The organism is Buttiauxella noackiae, from assembly GCF_000737905.1.
Lineage (GTDB): Bacteria > Pseudomonadota > Gammaproteobacteria > Enterobacterales > Enterobacteriaceae > Buttiauxella > Buttiauxella noackiae.
Genome location: NZ_JPRU01000001.1, coordinates 375,132 through 396,608, shown reverse-complemented (window position 1 = coordinate 396,608; position 21,477 = coordinate 375,132). Strand labels below are relative to the sequence as shown.

General features: G+C 50.4%; 19 protein-coding genes and 1 other annotated feature (1 of these 20 cut by a window edge). Of the genes, 11 read left to right on the top strand and 8 right to left on the bottom strand.

Translation table 11 applies throughout. The features are described 5' to 3' along the window. Positions 1-34 (top strand) — a sequence feature (Trp leader region); it begins 64 nt to the left of the window's first position. A gap of 22 nt (positions 35-56) precedes the next feature. The 5 genes from IX31_RS01765 to trpA are packed head-to-tail and all read left to right on the top strand — an operon-like array spanning position 57 to position 6,589. Then, the gene (locus tag IX31_RS01765) at positions 57-1,619 is read left to right on the top strand and encodes an anthranilate synthase component 1 (RefSeq protein ID WP_034455424.1); all 1,563 of its coding nucleotides are present in this window, start codon (positions 57-59) and stop codon (positions 1,617-1,619) included. Then, positions 1,619-3,214: a bifunctional anthranilate synthase glutamate amidotransferase component TrpG/anthranilate phosphoribosyltransferase TrpD gene (gene trpD, locus IX31_RS01760; protein ID WP_034455423.1), complete on the top strand. Its 1,596-nt coding sequence runs from the start codon at positions 1,619-1,621 to the stop codon at positions 3,212-3,214. Before IX31_RS01765 ends, trpD begins: the two co-directional genes overlap by 1 nt. A 3-nt stretch (positions 3,215-3,217) precedes the next feature. Further along, positions 3,218-4,579, top strand: a complete 1,362-nt coding sequence (trpCF, locus tag IX31_RS01755; RefSeq protein ID WP_034455422.1) for a bifunctional indole-3-glycerol-phosphate synthase TrpC/phosphoribosylanthranilate isomerase TrpF — start codon at positions 3,218-3,220, stop codon at positions 4,577-4,579. Between the two features lie 7 nt (positions 4,580-4,586). Continuing rightward, a complete protein-coding gene (trpB, locus tag IX31_RS01750) occupies positions 4,587-5,780 on the top strand; it encodes a tryptophan synthase subunit beta (RefSeq protein ID WP_034457050.1) in 1,194 nt (397 codons plus the stop codon). Beyond that, on the top strand, positions 5,780-6,589 hold the full coding sequence (gene trpA, locus IX31_RS01745; RefSeq protein ID WP_034455421.1) for a tryptophan synthase subunit alpha: 810 nt from the start codon (positions 5,780-5,782) through the stop codon (positions 6,587-6,589). Before trpB ends, trpA begins: the two co-directional genes overlap by 1 nt. Before the next feature lie 63 nt (positions 6,590-6,652). On the opposite strand, the gene ompW is transcribed toward trpA, so the two are convergent. Next, positions 6,653-7,285 carry an outer membrane protein OmpW gene (ompW, locus tag IX31_RS01740; RefSeq protein WP_034455420.1) on the bottom strand — a complete coding sequence of 211 codons (633 nt, stop codon included), beginning with the start codon at positions 7,283-7,285 and terminating at the stop codon, positions 6,653-6,655. A gap of 409 nt (positions 7,286-7,694) precedes the next feature. Between ompW and ydfZ the strand changes: the two genes are divergently transcribed. Next, positions 7,695-7,898, top strand: coding sequence for a putative selenium delivery protein YdfZ (gene ydfZ / locus IX31_RS01735; RefSeq protein ID WP_034457048.1), 204 nt, complete (start codon positions 7,695-7,697; stop codon positions 7,896-7,898). Between the two features lie 143 nt (positions 7,899-8,041). Here the strand turns inward: ydfZ and IX31_RS01730 are convergent, their stop codons facing one another. Further along, entirely contained in the window at positions 8,042-8,566 is a 525-nt protein-coding gene (locus IX31_RS01730) for a lipocalin family protein (RefSeq protein WP_034455419.1), read from the bottom strand. 118 nt (positions 8,567-8,684) lie between these two features. On the opposite strand from IX31_RS01730, the gene IX31_RS01725 reads away from it, so the two are divergent. The 4 genes from IX31_RS01725 to IX31_RS01710 all read left to right on the top strand — a co-directional run bounded on the left by IX31_RS01725 (position 8,685) and on the right by IX31_RS01710 (position 12,233). Beyond that, positions 8,685-9,413 carry a MerR family transcriptional regulator gene (locus IX31_RS01725; RefSeq protein ID WP_034455418.1) on the top strand — a complete coding sequence of 243 codons (729 nt, stop codon included), beginning with the start codon at positions 8,685-8,687 and terminating at the stop codon, positions 9,411-9,413. 294 nt (positions 9,414-9,707) lie between these two features. Further along, positions 9,708-10,667 carry a YbgA family protein gene (locus tag IX31_RS01720; RefSeq protein WP_034455417.1) on the top strand — a complete coding sequence of 320 codons (960 nt, stop codon included), beginning with the start codon at positions 9,708-9,710 and terminating at the stop codon, positions 10,665-10,667. Positions 10,668-10,892: 225 nt separating this feature from the next. Beyond that, the gene (locus tag IX31_RS01715) at positions 10,893-11,636 is read left to right on the top strand and encodes a YciC family protein (protein WP_034455416.1); all 744 of its coding nucleotides are present in this window, start codon (positions 10,893-10,895) and stop codon (positions 11,634-11,636) included. 60 nt (positions 11,637-11,696) lie between these two features. After that, positions 11,697-12,233 carry a septation protein A gene (locus IX31_RS01710; RefSeq protein WP_034455415.1) on the top strand — a complete coding sequence of 179 codons (537 nt, stop codon included), beginning with the start codon at positions 11,697-11,699 and terminating at the stop codon, positions 12,231-12,233. 94 nt (positions 12,234-12,327) lie between these two features. Here the strand turns inward: IX31_RS01710 and IX31_RS01705 are convergent, their stop codons facing one another. Next, positions 12,328-12,603 carry a hypothetical protein gene (locus tag IX31_RS01705; RefSeq protein ID WP_034455414.1) on the bottom strand — a complete coding sequence of 92 codons (276 nt, stop codon included), beginning with the start codon at positions 12,601-12,603 and terminating at the stop codon, positions 12,328-12,330. A gap of 294 nt (positions 12,604-12,897) precedes the next feature. Here IX31_RS01705 and yciA point away from each other — a divergent pair, with 294 nt between their 5' ends. Continuing rightward, a complete protein-coding gene (gene yciA, locus IX31_RS01700; protein ID WP_034455413.1) occupies positions 12,898-13,290 on the top strand; it encodes an acyl-CoA thioester hydrolase YciA in 393 nt (130 codons plus the stop codon). Between the two features lie 58 nt (positions 13,291-13,348). Here yciA and dcp read toward each other — a convergent pair whose 3' ends face one another. Genes dcp through guaD form a run of 5 tightly spaced genes read right to left on the bottom strand, consistent with a single transcriptional unit; the run spans position 13,349 to position 21,298 of the window. Further along, positions 13,349-15,394, bottom strand: coding sequence for a peptidyl-dipeptidase Dcp (gene dcp / locus IX31_RS01695; protein WP_034455412.1), 2,046 nt, complete (start codon positions 15,392-15,394; stop codon positions 13,349-13,351). A 37-nt stretch (positions 15,395-15,431) separates the two neighbouring features. Beyond that, positions 15,432-16,202, bottom strand: coding sequence for a xanthine dehydrogenase accessory protein XdhC (xdhC, locus tag IX31_RS01690; protein WP_034455411.1), 771 nt, complete (start codon positions 16,200-16,202; stop codon positions 15,432-15,434). Beyond that, on the bottom strand, positions 16,199-18,544 hold the full coding sequence (xdhB, locus tag IX31_RS01685; protein WP_034455410.1) for a xanthine dehydrogenase molybdopterin binding subunit: 2,346 nt from the start codon (positions 18,542-18,544) through the stop codon (positions 16,199-16,201). The genes xdhC and xdhB overlap by 4 nt, the downstream gene beginning before the upstream one ends. Beyond that, entirely contained in the window at positions 18,534-19,970 is a 1,437-nt protein-coding gene (xdhA, locus tag IX31_RS01680; protein WP_034455409.1) for a xanthine dehydrogenase small subunit, read from the bottom strand. Before xdhA ends, xdhB begins: the two co-directional genes overlap by 11 nt. Next, a complete protein-coding gene (gene guaD / locus IX31_RS01675; RefSeq protein ID WP_034455408.1) occupies positions 19,967-21,298 on the bottom strand; it encodes a guanine deaminase in 1,332 nt (443 codons plus the stop codon). Before guaD ends, xdhA begins: the two co-directional genes overlap by 4 nt. Positions 21,299-21,477 lie beyond the last annotated feature (179 nt).

The window sequence follows — 21,477 nt, the reverse complement described above, 5'->3', positions numbered from 1 at the left end:
ATACCAGGCCCGCCAATGAAGCGGGCTTTTTTTTGAACAAAATATGAGAGCAAAAAATGCAAACACAAAAACCAGCGCTCGAATTACTGATTAACGACGCGCCATATCGTGATAACCCGACAGCCGTTTTTCACCAGCTGTGCGGCGCACGTCCTGCAACCTTGCTGCTCGAATCCGCCGATATCGACAGTAAGGACGATTTAAAAAGCCTGCTGTTAGTTGACAGTGCGCTGCGTATTACCGCCTTGGGTGACACTGTCACTATTCACGCCCTTTCAGAGAATGGTGCATCATTGCTTCCATTGCTGGATGCGGCGCTGCCTGCAGGCGTTGAGAATAAGCATTCCCCACAAGGCCGCGTGCTGCGCTTCCCGGCTATCAGTTCGCTGTTGGATGAAGACGCGCGCCTGTGTTCCCTGTCAGTTTTTGATGCGTTCCGTATCATGCAGGAGCTGGTAACAGTGCCCGAAAACGAGCGTGAAGCGATGTTCTTCGGCGGCTTGTTTGCATACGATCTGGTTGCAGGGTTTGAAGACTTGCCCGCTCTCAAGCAAGACAACAACTGCCCTGACTACTGTTTCTACCTGGCAGAAACATTGTTGGTTATCGACCATCAGAAAAAACACACCCGCATTCAGGCCAGCTTGTTCACCCCATCAGCTTCTGAAAAGCAGCGTTTGATTCAGCGTTCTGAACAACTTAGCAAGCAGTTGCAACAGGAACCTTCTGCGTTGCCAGTGCAAAAAGTTGAACGCATGACCTGCGAATGCAATCAGAGCGATGAAGAGTTTGGCGATGTGGTGCGCAAAATGCAGAAAGCCATTCGCATCGGTGAGATTTTCCAGGTTGTCCCATCGCGCCGTTTCTCACTACCGTGCCCTTCTCCACTTGCCGCTTACCAGACACTGAAGAAGAGCAACCCAAGCCCGTACATGTTCTTTATGCAGGATAACGATTTCACTCTGTTTGGTGCGTCACCAGAAAGCTCGCTCAAATATGATGCGAAATCACGTCAGATTGAAATTTACCCCATTGCCGGTACTCGTCCACGCGGTCGCCGTGCTGATGGCTCGCTTGATCGTGACCTCGACAGCCGCATTGAGCTAGAAATGCGTACTGACCATAAAGAGATGTCCGAACATCTAATGCTGGTTGACCTGGCGCGTAACGACCTGGCACGTATTTGCACGCCGGGCAGTCGTTATGTTGCTGACCTGACTAAAGTCGACCGTTACTCCTTTGTGATGCACCTGGTTTCTAGGGTTGTTGGCGAACTGCATAAAGACCTCGACGTACTCCATGCTTACCGGGCCTGCATGAATATGGGCACGCTGAGCGGCGCCCCGAAAGTGCGCGCTATGCAGTTGATTGCCAAAGCTGAAGGTGTTCGCCGTGGCAGCTACGGCGGTGCCGTCGGCTACTTCACCGCTCATGGTGATTTAGACACCTGTATCGTTATTCGCTCCGCCTATGTCGAAAACGGCATCGCCACGGTACAGGCAGGGGCTGGCGTAGTGCTTGATTCCGTACCTCAGTCTGAAGCTGACGAAACCCGTAACAAAGCCCGCGCTGTACTGCGCGCTATCGCTACCGCGCATCACGCACAGGAGATTTTCTGATGGCTGACATTCTGCTGCTCGATAATATCGACTCGTTTACCTATAACCTGGCCGATCAGCTGCGTGCTAACGGACACAATGTCGTCATCTACCGTAACCATGTTCCCGCACAGACCTTAATTGAGCGACTGGAAACCATGGACAACCCGGTTCTGATGCTCTCACCAGGCCCTGGCGCGCCAAGTGAAGCGGGCTGTATGCCTGAATTGCTGACTCGTTTGCGTGGTAAGTTGCCGATTATCGGTATCTGTCTGGGTCATCAGGCTATTGTTGAAGCTTATGGTGGTTATGTCGGCCAGGCGGGTGAAATCCTGCATGGTAAAGCATCAATTATCTCCCATGACGGCGAAGCCATGTTTGCCGGTTTACCCAACCCACTACCGGTTGCGCGCTACCACTCATTAGTTGGCAGCAATATTCCTGCGGGTTTAACCATCAACGCTCATTTTGATGGCATGGTAATGGCCGTTCGCCACGATGCTGACCGTGTGTGTGGTTTCCAGTTCCACCCGGAATCGATTCTGACCACTCACGGCGCGCGTTTACTTGAGCAGACTCTCGACTGGGCATTGCTGAAGTTAAAACAAGCCAACACGCTGCAACCGATTCTCGACAAACTGTATAAAGCGCAAACCCTCAGCCGTGAAGAGAGCCACCAGCTATTTGCCGGAATTGTGCGCGGTGAACTCAAGCCAGAACAGTTGGCGGCAGCACTGGTAAGTATGAAAGTGCGTGGTGAACATCCTAATGAGATTGCTGGTGCAGCCACCGCATTGCTCGAAGCCGCAGCGCCATTCCCAAGCCCGGACTATCCGTTTGCCGATATTGTCGGTACTGGTGGCGATGGCAGCAACAGCATCAATATTTCCACTGCCAGCGCATTTGTGGCTGCGGCCGTGGGCCTGAAAGTGGCGAAACACGGTAACCGTAGCGTTTCCAGTAAATCTGGCTCTTCCGACTTACTGGCCGCGTTTGGTATTAATCTTGAAATGAGTGCCGAATCATCTCGGAAAGCACTTGATGATTTGGGCGTTTGTTTTCTGTTCGCACCGAAATACCACACCGGATTCCGCCATGCGATGCCTGTGCGTCAGCAGTTAAAGACGCGCACCTTGTTTAACGTGCTTGGGCCCTTGATTAACCCGGCACATCCACAAATGGCGTTGATTGGCGTTTATAGTGCGGAACTGGTGCTGCCGATTGCTGAAACACTGCGCGTGTTGGGTTACAAACGGGCAGCAGTCGTACATAGCGGTGGAATGGATGAAGTTTCACTGCATGCCACCACACAAGTTGCAGAGCTGCATGACGGCGAGATCAAAAGCTACCAGTTGGAAGCGACTGACTTTGGCCTTCCTGCTTATCACCAGGACCAGCTTGCAGGCGGCACACCGGAAGAAAACCGTGACATTCTCAGCCGCCTGTTACAAGGTAAAGGAGAGACAGCTCATGAGTCCGCTGTGGCGGCAAACGTCGCAATGTTAATGCGTCTACATGGGCAAGAAGATCTCAAAGCGAACGCACAACGAGTGCTGGAAGTATTACGCAGCGGCGCAGCATACGACCGGGTAACAGCACTTGCAGGAAGAGGATAAGTCATGCAGGACACCGTATTAAAGAAGATCGTCGATGATAAGGCGATTTGGGTTGAAGCGCGTAAGCAACAGCAACCCCTGGCAAGTTTCCAGAACAACATTGTACCGGCGACACGTAACTTCTATCACGCACTGCAAGGTGCCCGTACCGCCTTCATTCTGGAGTGCAAAAAAGCCTCTCCATCTAAAGGCGTGATTCGTGATGATTTCGACCCGGCGCGTATTGCGAATGTTTATAAACATTACGCTTCCGCTATTTCAGTACTGACTGATGAAAAATATTTCCAGGGCAGCTTCGATTTCCTGCCTATCGTCAGCAACATCGTCACGCAGCCAGTATTGTGCAAAGACTTTATTATCGACTCGTATCAGATTCACCTGGCCCGTTTTTATCAGGCCGATGCTTGTCTGTTGATGTTGTCTGTTCTTAACGACGAGCAGTACCGTCAGCTTGCCGCTGTGGCACATAGCCTGAATATGGGCGTGCTGACCGAAGTGAGCAATGAAGAAGAGCTCGAGCGCGCAATCACCCTGGGCGCTAAAGTTGTCGGTATCAACAACCGTGACTTGCGTGATTTGTCCATCGATCTGAACCGTACGCGCCAATTAGCGCCACGTTTGGGACACGGAGTGACAGTTATCAGCGAGTCTGGCATCAGCAACTACGGGCAAATCCGCGAACTTAGCCACTACGCTAATGGCTTCTTGATTGGTTCAGCCTTGATGGGCGAGGACGATCTGAACGCAGCGGTGCGCCGTGTGACGTTAGGCGAAAACAAAGTATGTGGTCTGACACGTCCACAAGATGCCCGCGCTGCTTATGAAGCAGGTGCTATCTATGGCGGCCTGATCTTCGTGCCATCCTCACCGCGCTTTGTTAGCGACGAAACCGCCACATCGGTGATTACCGCAGCCCCACTGAAATTTGCTGGTGTGTTCCGCAACACTCCGGTGAGTGACGTAGTGCAGAAAGCCGAAAAATTCACTTTGTCTGCTGTGCAACTGCATGGTGATGAGAATCAGGCATATATCGACGAGTTACGCACAATACTTCCGGCGAACGTGCAAATCTGGAAAGCCCTGAGCGTGAAAGAGAGTTTACCGGCGCGTGATTTAAACCACGTCGACAAATACCTCTTCGACAACGGCCAGGGCGGCAGCGGCCAGCGTTTTGATTGGTCCCTCCTGGCAGGTCAGAATCTGGAAAACGTCATTCTGGCTGGCGGACTGGGTGCAGATAATTGCGTCGAAGCAGCAACAACAGGCTGCATAGGTTTAGATTTCAACTCAGGTGTCGAAAGCGCACCGGGTATTAAAGATGCTAACAAGCTGGCAGCCGTCTTCCAGACGCTGCGGGCTTACTAAGGAAAATATCATGACTTTACTTAATCCCTATTTCGGTGAGTTTGGTGGCATGTACGTGCCACAAATCCTGATGCCTGCACTGCGTCAGTTAGAAGAAGCGTTTGTTGCCGCGCAAAGCGATGCTGAGTTTCAGGCTGAATTTAATGACCTGCTGAAAAACTACGCAGGCCGCCCAACTGCACTGACCAAATGCCGTAACCTGACAGCTGGCACCAAAACCACCTTGTATTTAAAACGTGAAGATTTACTGCACGGCGGCGCACACAAAACCAACCAGGTTCTCGGCCAGGCTTTGCTTGCTAAGAAAATGGGCAAAACTGAAATCATCGCCGAAACGGGTGCCGGTCAGCACGGCGTGGCTTCTGCACTGGCAAGCGCCCTGCTCGGCCTGAAATGCCGCATCTATATGGGTGCAAAAGACGTGGAGCGTCAGTCGCCGAACGTGTTCCGTATGCGCCTGATGGGTGCTGAAGTGATTCCAGTACATAGCGGCTCCGCCACGCTGAAAGATGCCTGTAACGAAGCATTGCGCGACTGGTCTGGCAGCTATGACACCGCGCACTATATGCTCGGCACCGCAGCAGGCCCGCATCCATTCCCGACCATCGTGCGTGAGTTCCAGCGCATGATCGGTGAAGAAACCAAAGCGCAGATTCTCGAAAAAGAAGGCCGTCTGCCAGATGCTGTTATCGCCTGTGTGGGCGGTGGTTCCAATGCCATCGGTATGTTTGCAGACTTTATCAACGATGCAAAAGTCGGCCTGATTGGTGTTGAGCCAGCCGGGCACGGTATTGAAAGCGGCGAGCACGGCGCACCGCTGAAACATGGTCGTGTTGGCATCTATTTCGGGATGAAATCCCCGATGATGCAAACTGACGAAGGCCAGATTGAAGAATCTTATTCTATTTCTGCCGGTCTGGATTTCCCGTCTGTAGGCCCACAGCATGCGCACCTGAACAGCATTGGCCGCGCCGATTATGTGTCCATCACCGATGACGAAGCACTTGAAGCATTCAAAACGTTGTGTCGCAGTGAAGGCATTATCCCGGCCCTGGAATCTTCCCATGCACTGGCGCACGCGCTGAAAATGATCAAAGAAAATCCAGAAAAAGAACAGCTGCTGGTGGTAAACCTCTCCGGCCGTGGTGACAAAGACATCTTCACCGTTCACGACATTTTGAAAGCGCGAGGGGAAATCTAATGGAACGTTATCAACACGCATTCGAACAGTTGCAAGCTCGTAAGGAAGGCGCTTTTGTTCCTTTCGTAACACTTGGTGACCCATCCCCGGAGCAATCGCTAAAGATTATCGACGCGCTCATTGAAGCGGGTGCCGATGCGCTGGAGCTGGGCATTCCCTTCTCCGACCCGTTAGCAGATGGCCCTACCATTCAGAATGCGGCACTACGTGCCTTTGCCGCAGGCGTTACACCAACGCAGTGCTTTGAAATGCTGGCAGCGATTCGCCAGAAACACCCGACCATTCCGATTGGCCTGCTGATGTATGCCAACCTGGTTTATAACCGTGGCATAGACGAGTTTTACGCGTTGTGTGCCAAAGTCGGTGTCGATTCGGTGTTAATTGCCGATGTGCCAATCGAAGAGTCTGCGCCCTTCCGCCAGGCAGCAATGCGCCACAATGTCGCACCTATCTTCATTTGCCCGCCGAACGCTGATGATGCGCTGCTGCGTGAAATCGCAACGCACGGCCGCGGTTATACCTACCTGTTATCTCGTGCCGGTGTAACGGGCGCCGAAACGCGCGCGCAATTGCCGCTTCATCATCTGGTAGAGAAATTGACAGAGTTTGGTGCCGCACCGTCATTGCAGGGCTTTGGGATTTCCGAACCTTCACAAGTTAAAGATGCCATCAGCGCAGGTGCAGCAGGGGCGATTTCTGGTTCTGCCATCGTGAAAATTATCGAGAAGAATCTGGATAAGCCTGATGTGATGCTAAGTGAGCTGAAAGCGTTTGTTCAGAGTTTGAAAGCTGCAACACGCACAGCTTAATCTTAAATTTAGGCTGAAATAAATGTCGGATATCGCCTTGCGGCATCCGACATTCTCTTAATATCAGAAGCGATAACCTGCCGAGAACATAAATACCCACGGGTCGATCCGTGTTTTGATATTCTGCTCTTCACCACCTGCTTTAAACTTCACTTCGGTATCGATATCCATATACCAGACGGACATGTTCAACAGCCAGTTATCATTAACCATGTAATCCAGCCCGACTTGCCCCGCCGCCCCCCATGAATCTTTCACGCTAAGATCGGTTAAGCCAGCATCTTTGCCAGTCTGGTTAAAGTCGGTATCAAAAAAGGTGGTGTAGTTAATGCCGGCACCAATATATGGACGCACTTTGCTTTTCGCATCACCAAAGTACCACTGCGCCATCAGCGTTGGTGGTAATTGGCGAACGGTAGCCAGATCACCTGTCGGGCCTAAACCAACGCGATGGCGAAAAGGTGTAGCCGCGAGCAACTCAATGCCGATGTTATCGGTCACCATATAGTCAAATGTCAGTCCCAGTTGGGTATTGTTGCTGACGCTAAAACCGCCCATGCCAAGCACATTGTCAGAACCTTCCGTTGGGCGCACGGTTGCAGAACCCGCACGCATGAAGAATTCACCTTGTTGATGCGCCAACACTTCACCAGACAAACAGGTTAATGCGAGTAACGCCACAGATAATTTTTTCATAGCCCTCTCCTTGTTATGGTTTTATAAAGCGGGCTGAATATACCCATTATTGGGTACAAAGTGATCTAGCATCGATCACACTTCATTGGATAATTTAACATTTAATGATCTGGATTAATTTTTCGCATTTTGCTTAAAGTCACACCTTTTATGTCGTTTGATCCGTAGCAAGACATGATCTGGTACAGGTAACGTTATTCAGCATCAAGAGCGAAATTGAGCAGCACTGCAGTGCTGCCCATTTGACTGGTGGTTAAAACACTTTGTTTAGCTAATCGACTTTGGTCTTTTCTTGAGCATCAAAAATTTAGAAAATTTTGATTTAGCTCAAAACATATTTGCCCGTGAAGATCTATTTATTTGCCGTTAAATCATCTCGTCTCAATACAACAAAAAAGGAGGAATGATGATGTTGACCTATGATTGCTACCGTAACGCTATTACAACTGGCAGCCGTGTTATGGTGTTCAATAAAGGTCTGACTGGTGTCATTAAGACCATTCACGGCGAAGGTAAATCAGCCGAGCAAATTCGTCGTTCTGAATGTGTTGAAATCGAAGGTTGCGAAGGGGTGTTCTGCCCGATGGAGTTAGTTAGACTTGAACTTCACTGATAGGGCTTATTGAGTGAGCACTTTGTTTGTACAAATAAGATAAACCTAAAAACAAATTGTTTAAGGCCACCGAACAGGTGGCCTTATTTGAATAGGGCATCAGAGCAAGGTGGTTTTGAATATTACTATCTACTCCAGGTAATTTATTGTTTCACCCACACTAGCTGATCGACCTGAAAGCCGAGACTGCGCGCGGTGTTCAGGTAATCTTGCTTCACCGCATCCGGAATGGTTGGCGTACGCGACAGTATCCACAAATAGTCACGGTTCGGCCCACTCACCAGTGCGTACTGGTAATTATCATCAAGCCGTATCACGTTGTAGCCGCCGTAGAACGGACCAAAGAATGAAACCTTGAGCGCGGCTGTTGTAGGTGCACCGGTGAATGAGGCTTTCCCTTCACTCTCATTCCATTTGTTTTTAATCGGATCATATCCACGATTGAGTACGCTGATACCGCCATCGGGGCGCGTGCCATAGGTAGCTGTTACCTGCTCAAGTCCACGTTCGAAGCGATTTTCAAGGCGAGCGACTTCGTACCATTTACCAAGGTAGCGGTTGGCATCAAAGTTAGTTATTGGTTGAACGCCTTTCGGTGGCGTGGGAGATTTACAAGCAACCAGTGTCAGTGCGATAGCAACACCGGTTACAACGGGCCATAGCTTCATAAGACCTCCTTTCGTCTGCGCGGTTGGAAGTAAAGTGTAGTGCAAACACCCTGCTCTTCATTCAGGCAGCAAATATTCGTAGTATATTGAGATTAATCTTTGTCATCAGGTGTACTTTATGCCCTATTCCATCGGTGAATTTGCCCGGCTTTGCGGGATAAACGCAACCACACTACGCGCCTGGCAGCGTCGTTATGGTTTAATCAAACCGTTGCGCACCGATGGCGGCCACCGCCTGTATAGTGATGACGATGTCCAACAGGCGCTTAAAATTCTCGACTGGGTGAAAAAGGGTGTCCCTGTCAGCCAGGTGAAGCCCTTGTTGGCCCGTCCGGAAGCACGCCGCACAAACAACTGGCTCACCCTTCAGGAGAGCATGTTGCAGAAGTTGAAAGAGGGAAAAATCGAATCTTTGCGTCAGCAGATTTACGATTCAGGCCGCGAGTATCCGCGCCCAGAGATAGTCACCGAAGTCCTGCGGCCGCTGCGCAGTAAAGTCTCGGCCAACATCCCCGCGATGATGACGTTGCGTGAAGTCCTCGATGGCATCATCATCTCCTATACCTCATTTTGCCTCGAGGGTGATAAAAAAGCGCCGGGAGATAATTACCTGATCACAGGCTGGCACCTTAGCGACCCATGTGAAATCTGGCTCGAAGTGCTTAAACGCACGGGTCAAGGGTATCGTATTGACGTGCTCCCCGTGCCGCCTGCCATATTGGCACCCGAGATCTTCCCGGAGCGAAACTGGCTGCTGGTCACCACCGGTAAAGTTACCGCTGCCCGCAAAAAACAGATCGCAATTTGGCAGCAACAGGTCGTTTCGCTCGACGTTATTTCGCTCTAAAACCGTTTCCCCACACCCGTTCCCTCTCCATGATAAGCAACTGTAAAAAGTTACTTATCTGGCATGTCTTTTTTAAAAAAACCATTAAGCACAGCAAAAACGGACATAAATAATCAATTGATATTGTTGAAAAATAAAAACCACCTCACTATAAACTTGTACAAATAATTTTAATTGTCTAAGTTTAATTATACGATTAAAAAACATCCCCACAGCCAGGGGAGACTCATGCGCACAATGCCATCCGTCGTCGATACGCCACCTATCCGCAAAGAGCAATAAGAGGGTTACACCATGCACACTAAACCTATCATTGGGATCAGCGGCTGTTTAACCGGCTCAACAGTAAGATTTGACGGCGGTCATAAGCGTATGGGTTTTGTCATGGACGAGTTGTCTCATTGGGTTACCTTCAAACCCATCTGCCCGGAGATGGCCATCGGCCTGCCCGTTCCACGCCCGGCCTTGCGCCTGGTCCAGACTACAGAAGGCGATATCCGGATGCGCTTTAGCCATGCCCCTCACGATGACGTTACCCAGAAAATGGTCAAATTCGCTGACTCCTGGTTACCACAGCAGGCTAATCTGTCAGGCTTTATTGTCTGCGCGAAATCACCGAGCTGTGGCATGGAACGCGTACGGCTGTATGACGAAAAAGGGAATCGCGGACGCAAAGAGGGAGTGGGTCTGTTTACCGGTGCGCTGCTGGAAAAATTCCCGTGGCTGCCCGTAGAGGAGGATGGTCGCCTTCACGACCCGGTCCTGCGTGAAAACTTTGTCGAGCGTGTCTTCGCCTTGCACGAACTCAATACTCTGCGTGAAAATGGCCTGACTCGCCGCGCACTACTGGAATTCCACAGCCGCTATAAACTTCAGTTGCTAGCTCATCACCAGCCAGGATACAGGGAAATTGGGCCTTTCGTCGCCTCGCTGCACGAGTGGGAAGATCTTGATACTTTCTTCGTTGAGTATCGCGAAAAACTAATGACGATCCTGAAAAATCCTGCATCGCGTAAAAATCACACTAACGTACTCATGCACATTCAGGGCTACTTCCGTAATCAACTCAATACTCGCCAACGTGGGGAGCTACGCGACGTGATCCTTCACTACCGTGATGGGCTGTTACCACTCCTTGCCCCACTCACCCTGTTGAATCATTATCTGGGCGAGTACCCGGACAGCTACCTGCTGACGCAAAACTACTTTTCTCCCTACCCCGAAAATTTATGCCTGCGTCTGACGGTTAACTGAGCAGACAACGAAATATTCGCTATAGTGCAGCTGTGCGGCATCAAGCCCAAAGTCTGCCTCTGGTCTATTTTATGTTCACTTATTGGCAAAACGGCAATGTCTACTCCAAATCAATTTTCACATTGACAGTAACTTACTTATAGCGCGCATCTTGTCGGTGCCAGCGCCCTTCATCCAGGGTACAATTCCCGCTGTTTTTTAACCGAGCAACATCAAGGAGAGTGCATGTCTATCACGGCGGGTTCTGTGTACCGTGACACGGGGAATTTTCTACGCAATCAGTTTGTTACTGTCTTACTGATCGCTTTACTTTGTGCCTTTATTTCGGTTGTGATCGGTCACGCCTTTTCACCCAGCGACGAGCAAATGTCTATCCTTAGCGAGGGAGATAATTTATCGAATAGCATGGGGCTGTTTGATCTTGTGCAAAACATGACACCTGAGCAGCAGCAAATGTTACTTAAAGCCTCTGCGGCGTCGACATTTGCGGGTCTGATCGGCAATGCAATCCTTGCGGGTAGTGTATTGGTTTTAATTCAGATGGTGAGTGCCGGACAGCGCGTGAGTGCGCTGCGTGCGATTGGTACGTCGGCTCCAGTGTTGCCTAAAATCTTTATTTTGATGTTCCTGACAACCTTCCTGGTGCAAATCGGCATCATGCTGATTGTGGTACCGGGCGTGCTGTTGGCAATTCTGCTTTCATTTGCACCGGTTATGGTCGTGCAGGATAAAGTAGGGATTTTCCAGTCGATGCGCGGCAGTATGCGTCTTGCCTGGGGAAATATGCGCCTCGTTGCACCTGCAGTGATTAGCTGGTTACTGGCAAAAACTGCACTCCTGATGCTCGCTTCTTCATTTGCAGCACTGTCACCTGCTGTTGGCGGGGTGATAGCAAATACGATAAGCAACCTGATTTCTGCGGTGTTGCTTATCTACGTATTCCGTTTATATATGCTGGTACGCCAATAACATTCACTTACTCCTGAACCTTTGAACTGAGGGCTCAGGAGTCATTTTACGGAACAGATTATGAAGCAGTTTCTCGACTTCCTGCCCCTGATTGTTTTCTTTGCATTCTATAAAATGTACGACATTTATGTGGCCTCCGGAGCTCTCATCGTCGCCACCGGTTTTGCACTGGTCTATAGCTGGTATAAATTCCGCAAGCTAGAAAAAATGGCGCTGATTACCTTCCTGATGGTGGCCGTTTTCGGCGGCCTGACGCTGTTCTTCCATAATGATGAATTTATCAAATGGAAAGTCACCGTGATCTACGGCCTGTTTGCTGCCGCATTACTGATTAGCCAGTTGGTGATGGGTAAACCGTTGATTCAACGTATGTTGGGCAAAGAGATCTCTCTACCACAAAGCGTGTGGTCACGTTTGAACGTCGCGTGGGCGTTGTTTTTCATCGTCTGCGGTGCGTTGAATATTTATGTTGCGTTCTGGCTGCCACAAAGCGTGTGGGTCAATTTTAAAGTGTTTGGCCTGACGGCTGCGACGCTGGTATTTACCCTACTAAGTGGCGTCTACATTTATCGCCACATGCCGCAGGAAGAGAAATAACCGCGTTTAAAATCAACAGCGATTACCTCTGAATATAAAAATGCCCCGCTCAAATTGAGCGGGGCATTTTTATCAGTAATACGTTTAATCGCGATTAGTGATGGTCGTCATATTGGTGTTCAATCACCATCCCTTCCGCTACGCTTGCAACATGGCGTGCACGTGGATGATAGGCTGCTACAGGCGCTGGAGCGGGAGCAACGTACACGGTCTGTGGTGTGGTAGTGACGTTGATCGCCTGGGAAACGGTGACTGAAGACGGTACCACCACAACTTTATAGCCGCTTGGCACATCGACAGTCACGTTTTGCGCCATTGCCGAACCGATCCCGCATGTCATCACAACCGCCAAAAGAAGAGTTTTTTTCATATAAACATTCGCCCACTAAATAATAAAAACACGTAGTACGTTGCAGGATGCTTTAGTTAATACGAGGCAACGTGCTTTAGAAGGTGCAACAGTGTTGCGGATAGTAGACAGTTTATTAATGTGATTATTAGCTTTGTGTGCTTAGGGCTTTTCGCGCATCATATTGCTCAAGACCGAGCGCCCAAGGGCGGCGGCAGGCCATAATAATCACAAATGTGATAAATTAGCGTTTAGCGAAAAATATTAAGCAAATTCAACAACGATTAAATCCATGATGACTTTTTGGAACGTGAAATGACGCAACAAGACACTCCCGCAGGGGAACTGGTATTACGCACCTTAGCCATGCCCGCTGACACCAACGCTAACGGTGATATCTTTGGCGGCTGGTTGATGGCGCAAATGGATATGGGTGGCGCGATTATGGCTAAAGAAATTGCCCATGGTCGTGTCGTCACTGTCCGTGTTGATGGGATGACGTTTCTTAAACCTGTCGCCGTAGGCGATGTGGTGTGTTGCTATGCTAATTGCATCAAACGCGGCAATAGCTCTATTACCATTAATGTGGAAGTTTGGGTGAAAAAGGTCTCGTCTGAGCCAATTGGCCAGCGCTATAAAGCGACAGAAGCCATTTTTATTTATGTTGCTGTTGATAACGAGGGTAAACCTCGCACTTTCCCGCGCTAGATTAGCGTTCAATAAAAAATGCGCCGAATGGCGCATTTTTTATTCTCTTTGCTCATATTTAGCTTTTTAAACCACGATTAACCAGCATGGGTTCGCTGTAAGGTGCATGTCCACGCCAATCGTTGTAGAGCGCTTTGAGTTCCCGACTGTTACCTCGTGACAAAATCGCCTCACGGAAACGCTGCCCGTTTTGAGCATTCAACCCGCCCTGTTCCACAAACCATTGATAGCCGTCATCAGCCAACATTTGCGTCCAGATATATGCGTAATAACCTGCCGCATAACCGCCACCAAAGATGTGCGCGAAATAACTGCTGCGATAACGCGGAGGAACGGTTGGAAGATTAATGTGCTCACTTTCCAGCGCTTGCGTTTCAAACTGCGCCACATCTTCAACCGTACTGCCAGCCGGTAAATTGTGCCAGTTCATATCCAGTAATGCTGCAGCAAGCAACTCCGTCATGTCGTAGCCTTTATTAAAGCGTGCGGCACGCAATAACTTCTCTTTCAACGCATCAGGCATCGCCTCACCCGTCTGATAATGGCGCGCGTAGTTCGCAAACACCAGAGGATGGCTCGCCCAGTGTTCATTGATTTGCGAAGGGAACTCAACGAAGTCGCGCGGTGTATTAGTACCAGAAAGTATCGCGTAGCATTGGGTGGCAAATAACCCATGTAGGGTATGACCAAATTCATGGAATAGCGTAACGACATCATCCCAGGAGATAAGCGCAGCTTCACCGGCTGCGGGTTTGTTGTAGTTGCAAACGTTATAAATCACCGGAGCTTTATCCAGCAGCGTGGATTGTTCAACAAAGTTACCCATCCATGCTCCGCCACCTTTACTGTCGCGAGCAAAGAAATCGCCATAGAACAGCGCCATGCCGCGCCCGTCTTTATCAAAGATTTCCCACACGCGCACATCGTCGTGATAGACAGGGATATCAAAGCGCTCGACAAAATTCAGACCAAATAGCTGGCTGGCTGCCCAAAAAACGCCATTACTTAGAACATTGTTCAACTCGAAATAAGGCTTAATTTGCCCTTCATCAAGGTCGTATTTCGCACGTCTGACTTGCTCTGCGTAGAATGCCCAGTCCCAGGCTTCGGCTTTAAATCCACCCTGTTGTTCGTCAATGATCTGCTGAATATCAGCCAGTTCACGCTGCGCGCGTGCGGTGGCAGCTGGCACGATGTCACGCATGAATTGCAGTGCTGCCTGCGGCTTTTCCGCCATTTGGTCGGCAATTTTCCAGGCAGCATAATTTTCGAAACCGAGCAATTGCGCCTGTTCTGCACGCAGTGTGGCCAGGCGCGAGACGATAGTACGCGTATCGTTATCATCATTTTGCTCAGTGCGATACCAACCCGCTTTAAACAGTTTCTCACGCGTCTGCCGGTCTTGAAGTGATTGCAGCGCGGGCTGCTGGGTGAAATTAAGTAATGGGATTAAGTATTTTCCATTCAGGCCCTTAGCACTGGCATGTTGCGCCGCAGAGGCAATTTCTGCCGGTGTTAAACCAGCCAGTTGCTGTACATCATCAACCACCAGGCCTGCGGCTTTATCCGCTGCATGCAGACGATTATTAAACTGGCTGCTAAGCTGGGCGGCTTCTTTATTCAGCACCTTAAGACGTGCTTTTTTTTCATCACTTAACGTTGCACCCGAAAACCTAAAACTCTGCCAGACGACTTCAACCAGGCGCAGAGATTCTTCATCTAGCCCTGCTGAGTTGCGGTGTTGATAAACGCTATCCAGACGCTCAAACAGCATGGTATTAAGGCGCATTTCATCGGCAAGCTCTGCTAATTCAGCGGCAAATTCTTCATCCAACTGTTGCAGATAATCGTTAGTGTGCGCTGATGTCATGGCAAAGAAGACATTGGTGACTCGCCCTAACATCTGCCCGGTTTTTTCCAGCGCCAGATAGGTATTTTCAAAAGTGGGTGGCGCTGTTTCATTCGCAATCGCCGCGATTTCGTCACGCTTGATGCGCTTAGCTTCATCAAACGCCGGACGATAGTGACTATCCTGGATGTCATCAAAGTGAGGGGCTTGATAGGGCAATAAACTGATGTGATAAAACGGGTTTTCCGTTTGCATGCTGCACTCCTGCTGACCGCAAAAGATAACTTATAGCTCAACTGGCCGCCTGATACACGGCAATAATCTCCGCGGCGATGGCGACGGCGATCTCTGCCGGAAGTTTACCTTTCACATCCGGCAGGCCAACCGGGCAACGCAGCGTACAGAGTTGTTCAGCCGTAATCCCTTTTCCTGCCAGGCGATATTCAAAGCGTTGCCGTTTGGTTTGCGAACCAATCAAGCCCAGATAGCGGTAATCGCCACGTTTAAGTATCGCTTCGGTCAGTTCAAGATCGCGCGGATGGTGATGTGTCATGATGATGAAGTAACTTTGTGCTGGTGCGGATTTAACGGCGTCCAACGGATCTTCCGCCTGCAAGGTTGTTACCCCTTTTGGGGCCGCTGCAAACATATCAGGACGCTCATCTACCCAGGTTATGTGACAGGGTAACGTTGATAATAATGCCACCAGCGCTTGCCCTACATGGCCTGCACCGAAAACCATGATGTGTGGCTGCGGCTGGATTAGCGGTTCAAATAAAACAGTGGTCATGCCGCCACAACACTGCCCTAGCCGCGCGCCAAGATTAAAATGCTCGGTATGCGGTGTTGTAGCCTGCTTTTCCAGCATCTCACGGGCCATCGCAATGCACTGGAATTCAAGATGCCCACCACCGATAGTCAGGAAATTCTGCTTTGGCCCAACAATCATCTTGGTGCCACAATTTCTCGGCACTGAGCCTTTGTCAGCCAACAGCGTAAGCAATATGCACGGTTCGCGGCGCTCGCGTAGCTGCATCAGAATGCTAATCCATTCATCATTCATGGCACCTCCTGACAGCCCCAGAAAACGCGTTCCGGCGTTGCAGGGGCATCTAACAGCGGGTGTTTATGGTAATTCGAGACGCTTGCCACCGCATCTTGCAAAGCGCACCACACTGAAATCCCTAACATAAATGGCGGTTCGCCCACGGCTTTGGAACGATAAACCGTGTGCTGCGGATTAGCATGATTCTCCAGCAACTTAACTCTGAAGTCGGTTGGCACATCGCTGATAGCCGGGATTTTGTAACTCATCGGGCTGTCGGTCAGCAGTCGCCCTTTTTCATCCCACACCAGCTCTTCACATGTGAGCCAACCTGCGCCCTGCACAAACCCCCCTTCGATTTGGCCAATATCCAGCGCAGGATTCAGCGAATTGCCAACATCATGCAGAATGTCCGTGCGCAGCAGGCGATATTCGCCCGTCAGCGTGTCGATAATCACTTCCGAACATGCCGCGCCGTAGGAGAAATAGTAAAACGGCTGCCCGCGCCCAGCCGCTCGATCGTAATGGATACCGGGCACTTTGTAGAATCCGGTTGCTGATAGAGGCACCTGATTCAACCACGCCAGGTTGGCGATCTCAGCGAAGCTAAAATGCCGCCCCGGGACTTTCACCACGCCATTACGAAACGCCACCTGTTCAGCGCTGCATTTGTGCAAACGGCATAGCATTTCCACCAGCCGTTCTTTAATAGCCAGCGCCGCAATTTCTGCGGCTTTGCCATTAAGATCGGCACCAGATGACGCTGCCGTTGGTGAGGTGTTGGGCACTTTCCCAGTATTGGTCGCCGTAACCTGGATCTGTTCCACAGGAATTTGCAGCACGTCGGCAACCACCTGCGCCACTTTGGTATTCAACCCCTGTCCCATTTCCGTGCCACCGTGGTTAAGTTGCACCGTGCCATCGGTATAAATCAGCAACAGTGCACCGGCCTGGTTGAGAAAACTGGAGGTAAAAGAGATGCCAAATTTGACCGGCGTGAGCGCCAGGCCACGTTTTAACACTGGGCTATGGCGGTTGAATTCGCTGATTTGTTCGCGCCTTTTATGGTAATCAGCGCTTGCCTCAAGCTGGCGGGTGATTTCCGGCATGATGTTGTATTCAACCGTCTGGTGATAGTGCGTGACGTTACGCTCAGTATCACCGTAGTAATTACGTTTACGCACTTCCAGCGGATCAAGACCGAGTTCACGAGCAATGTGATCCATAATCTGTTCGATGGCGACCATCCCCTGCGGCCCGCCAAACCCGCGATATGCCGTATTGGATGCCAGATTCGTACGACAGCGATAGCCTGTTATTCTGGCATCACCCAGATAGTAGGCGTTATCGGCATGGAACATCGCGCGATCGCAGATCGATCCCGACAGATCCAGCGAGTAACCGCAGTTGGCCGCCAGATCGATTACCACGCCGTTAAGGATTCCTTCGTCGGTAAAGCCTACGTCATAGCGCACAAAAAACGGATGCCGTTTACCGGTGATACGCATATCGTCACGACGCGAAAGGCGCATTTTCACCGGTCGTCCGGTTAACGCGGCAACCAGCGCCGCGTGGCAGGCAATCCCCGCAGCCTGCGTTTCTTTGCCACCAAAGCCGCCACCCATACGGCGCATATCAACAGTGACTTTATTCATCGTTACACCCAGCACTGATGCCACTAGTTTTTGTACTTCAGTGGGATGTTGGGTCGACGACCAGACCATAACGCTGCCGTCTTCACCTGGCTGCACCACGGCAATTTGCCCTTCGAGATAAAAGTGTTCCTGCCCGCCGATATGAAATTGCCCCTGAATACGATGCGATGCTGAAATCAGTGCTCGCTCTGCATCGCCACATTGTTGAACGTGCGGTTCTTGCACGTATAGCTCGCGGCGCAAGGCTTCTTCGACATCCAGCACCGGCTCAAGAACTTCGTATTCAATGACCGCTTTGAGTGCCGCAGCGCGCGCCGCCTCGGACGTTTCAGCAGCCACAGTCAGTACAACCTGCCCGTGGTATTCAACCAGATCTCGGGCAAATAGCGGATCGCCTGGTGCCAACGGGCCAATGTCCAGTTCGCCGGGAACATCCCGCCAGCTAAAGACTCGCACCACGCCAGCAACGGAGTAACACTCGGTAGTGTCGATTCTGGTAATTCGCGCATGAGCATGTTGGCTAAGAATCGGGCACAGATACAACATACCCGGCAATGTCAGCTTGTCATCAATGTATTCAGCTTTACCACTCACATGCTTATCAGCACTTTCATGCTTACGGCTCTTACCCGCTCCACCACTCATTTCACGGGAAAATTGCTCAATTAATGCCTGCTCTGAAAGGCGCACCGGATTAGTTGACATAGCTTTTTACCTCCAGCAAATAACCGGGTTCGGTTTGTTGTAACAGCAAACGCCTGAGTAGATTTTGCGCAACAATCAAACGGTAACGACCTGAACCCCGGAAATCTGTTAACGGCTGGAAGTCTGCAGCCAGTGCATGACATCCCAGGTCTAATGTTTGCTGTGTGAATGGTAAGCCTGAAAGCGTTTGCTCAGCACGTTTAGCCCGCGCCGGGATCGCAGCCATGCCACCAAATGCCAGCTTTGCACTTGTCACCACGCCATCATTGAAATGCAGGTTAAATGCGCCAAATACCGTCGAAATGTCATCATCCATTCGCTTTGAGATTTTCCACGCGGAAAATGTCGGGGCGATAGCAGCGCGCTCAATCAGCACCGCGCTGATAAATTCACCGGGCTGCAAAGCGGTTTTACGATAGCTCAGGAAGAATTCATCCAGCGGCAGTATGCGCACGGTGTCGCCGCAGCGCAGTTCGAGTTCAGCACCCAGAGCCAGTAACATCGGCGCCCCATCGCCGATAGGAGAAGCATTCGCCAAATTCCCTACCAGTGTGCCGTGGTTGCGAATTTGCGCAGAGGCAAAACGATCAAGTACCTGCGCAAACGCCGAAATTAAAGGTTGTAAGGCGTCCTGACACGCCTGCAACGTTGCCATCGCCCCAATACGAATCTGGCTTTCCGTCACCGTAATCGTCTTAAGTTCATCAATCTGGTTAAGCCCGATAATCAATGGCAGTGATTGATACTGCTGGGTTATCGTCAGCGCCAGATCGGTGCCCCCTGCCAGCAAGCTTGCCTGCGGATTTTGTTGATAAAGTACAGCTAACTGGGAAACTGTTTTAGGTAACAGGCAACGGTTGGATTTCGTCAGCTCTACCATCTCCGTTGGTTGTAGCGCTTTTAATCGCGACACAGTTTGCGATTCAGTGCGAGTGAACTGATCTTGCGTGGTTACACAGCTTTGCTGCATAGCGTCAATGATTGGGCGATAGCCAGTACAGCGGCAAAGATTTCCCGCAAGGCTTTTTTCAATCTCATGGCGCTGTGCGGATGCGTGAGATTTTTGCAGCGCAAATCCCGACATAACAAAACCTGGAGTACAAAAGCCGCATTGTGATGCATGGCAATCCGCCATCGCCTGCTGTACCGGATGCAACTCACTGCCTTGCGATAAATCTTCCACCGTCAGCAGTTGTTTGCCTGCGAGCTGGCTGACGAGTGTGATACAGCCATTTGCCGTCTGGTAGCGCATATTCTCGCCTTCGACTTGACCGAGCACTACCGTACAGGCCCCACAATCACCAGATGCACACCCTTCTTTGCTGCCGCAACGATGCTCACTGCCGCGTAACCAGTTCAGCACGGTGGTGTTCGGGTCCACATCGTCGAGGGTTTTTAATGTTTGATTTAGCAAAAATTGAATCATGCCGCGACCTCCAGCGCATCTCGCTGCCACACGCATTTGCCGTTGACCCAGGTGTGCCAGATGTTGCGATCGTCTCCAAGCGTCATCAGCACGAACAATTTTTCATAGATATCGCGACTATTGGCGTAGCGTAGTTTTTGCAGCGGAGTGACCGCTAAATCCAACACCACAAAATCGGCCTCTTTGCCGGGTAAGAAATTGCCAATTTTATCGTCGAGATCCAGCGCATGAGCGCCGCCAAGGGTTGCGTGATAAAACGCTTCGCTGGCACACAAACGGTAACCTTGAAGTTGCGCGACTTTGTACGCTTCAGCCAGCGTTTGCAGCATATTAAAGGTCGTGCCTGCGCCCACATCGGTACCGATGCCCATGCGGATCCCTCGGTCATGGCACTGCTTTAAGTTAAACAAGCCACTACCGAGAAACAGGTTAGAGGTTGGGCAGAAGGCGATTGCCGATTCGGTTCGATGCAGGCAATCCCATTCGCACTCCTGCAAGTGGATAGCATGAGCAAATACGCTGCGTTTCCCCGTCAATTGATACTGGTGATAGACGCCCAGGTAGCTTTCGGATTCCGGCCACAGACTTTTTACCCAAGCGACTTCATCGCTGTTTTCACTAAGATGAGTGTGCAGCCAGGTATCGGGAAACTCTTCACGTAACGTTTGTACCGCAGCGAGTAATTCCGGTGAGGATGTTGGCGCGAAACGTGGCGTCAGCGCATAGTTCAGCCGCCCTTTTTTGTGCCAGCGTTGAATAAGTTCGCGGGTCTGCAGGTAACTTTGCTCGGGTGTTTCCGTGAGATATTCCGGAGAGTTGCGGTCCATCATCACTTTACCGGCAATAAGCCGCATCGAGAGATGTTCTGCCGCGCTAAAAAGCGCATCGACCGATTGCGGATGTACGGTGCCAAATACCAGTGCCGTGGTTGTACCATTACTCAGTAACTGGCTAAGGAAGAAGGCTGACATTTTTTCCGCATGCGAACTATCCTGATATTGGCTTTCAACCGGGAAGGTATAGGTCTGCAGCCATTCCAATAGTTGTTCACCATAAGCACCAATCATTTCAGTTTGTGGATAATGCAGATGGGTATCAACGAAGCCCGGGATAATCAGCTTACCGCGATAATCAATGTAATCATTTTCAGCACGCAGATAGCTGCGCCCTTCTTCCCATGGCAACAACGCAACTACAGTGCCTTGATTAAGGAACAGCACTGCATCTTCGTGATGACGAGCATTAGCCAGTAATTCGTCGGGATGTGTCCCGGTTTGAGTCATATCGAAAAACTGACCGCGTAGCGCTTGCGTGTAATTAACTGTCATCGCTGTACCTGTAAGGGGCTTGTGAAGAATGAGTTAATAGCTGCAATGTTGATGCCATGTTGGAATTTAGATTTAATCATTTTCATAACAATAGCTTAGATTACACACACTCTTGCTGCGCAACATTTACGCAACTTTTTAGCATGCAAACGATTGCTCACTCCTGCAAACGGTTGCCT

Bases quoted from the DNA above. Each gene is read 5' to 3' on its own strand.
- IX31_RS01765 (WP_034455424.1), top strand. From the start codon at position 57: ATGCAAACACAAAAACCAGCGCTCGAATTACTGATTAACGACGCGCCA.
- trpD (WP_034455423.1), top strand. From the start codon at position 1,619: ATGGCTGACATTCTGCTGCTCGATAATATCGACTCGTTTACCTATAAC.
- trpCF (WP_034455422.1), top strand. From the start codon at position 3,218: ATGCAGGACACCGTATTAAAGAAGATCGTCGATGATAAGGCGATTTGG.
- trpA (WP_034455421.1), top strand. From the start codon at position 5,780: ATGGAACGTTATCAACACGCATTCGAACAGTTGCAAGCTCGTAAGGAA.
- ompW (WP_034455420.1), bottom strand. From the start codon at position 7,285: ATGAAAAAATTATCTGTGGCGTTACTCGCATTAACCTGTTTGTCTGGT.
- ydfZ (WP_034457048.1), top strand. From the start codon at position 7,695: ATGTTGACCTATGATTGCTACCGTAACGCTATTACAACTGGCAGCCGT.
- IX31_RS01730 (WP_034455419.1), bottom strand. From the start codon at position 8,566: ATGAAGCTATGGCCCGTTGTAACCGGTGTTGCTATCGCACTGACACTG.
- IX31_RS01725 (WP_034455418.1), top strand. From the start codon at position 8,685: ATGCCCTATTCCATCGGTGAATTTGCCCGGCTTTGCGGGATAAACGCA.
- IX31_RS01720 (WP_034455417.1), top strand. From the start codon at position 9,708: ATGCACACTAAACCTATCATTGGGATCAGCGGCTGTTTAACCGGCTCA.
- IX31_RS01715 (WP_034455416.1), top strand. From the start codon at position 10,893: ATGTCTATCACGGCGGGTTCTGTGTACCGTGACACGGGGAATTTTCTA.
- IX31_RS01710 (WP_034455415.1), top strand. From the start codon at position 11,697: ATGAAGCAGTTTCTCGACTTCCTGCCCCTGATTGTTTTCTTTGCATTC.
- IX31_RS01705 (WP_034455414.1), bottom strand. From the start codon at position 12,603: ATGAAAAAAACTCTTCTTTTGGCGGTTGTGATGACATGCGGGATCGGT.
- yciA (WP_034455413.1), top strand. From the start codon at position 12,898: ATGACGCAACAAGACACTCCCGCAGGGGAACTGGTATTACGCACCTTA.
- dcp (WP_034455412.1), bottom strand. From the start codon at position 15,394: ATGCAAACGGAAAACCCGTTTTATCACATCAGTTTATTGCCCTATCAA.
- xdhC (WP_034455411.1), bottom strand. From the start codon at position 16,202: ATGAATGATGAATGGATTAGCATTCTGATGCAGCTACGCGAGCGCCGC.
- xdhB (WP_034455410.1), bottom strand. From the start codon at position 18,544: ATGTCAACTAATCCGGTGCGCCTTTCAGAGCAGGCATTAATTGAGCAA.
- xdhA (WP_034455409.1), bottom strand. From the start codon at position 19,970: ATGATTCAATTTTTGCTAAATCAAACATTAAAAACCCTCGACGATGTG.
- guaD (WP_034455408.1), bottom strand. From the start codon at position 21,298: ATGACAGTTAATTACACGCAAGCGCTACGCGGTCAGTTTTTCGATATG.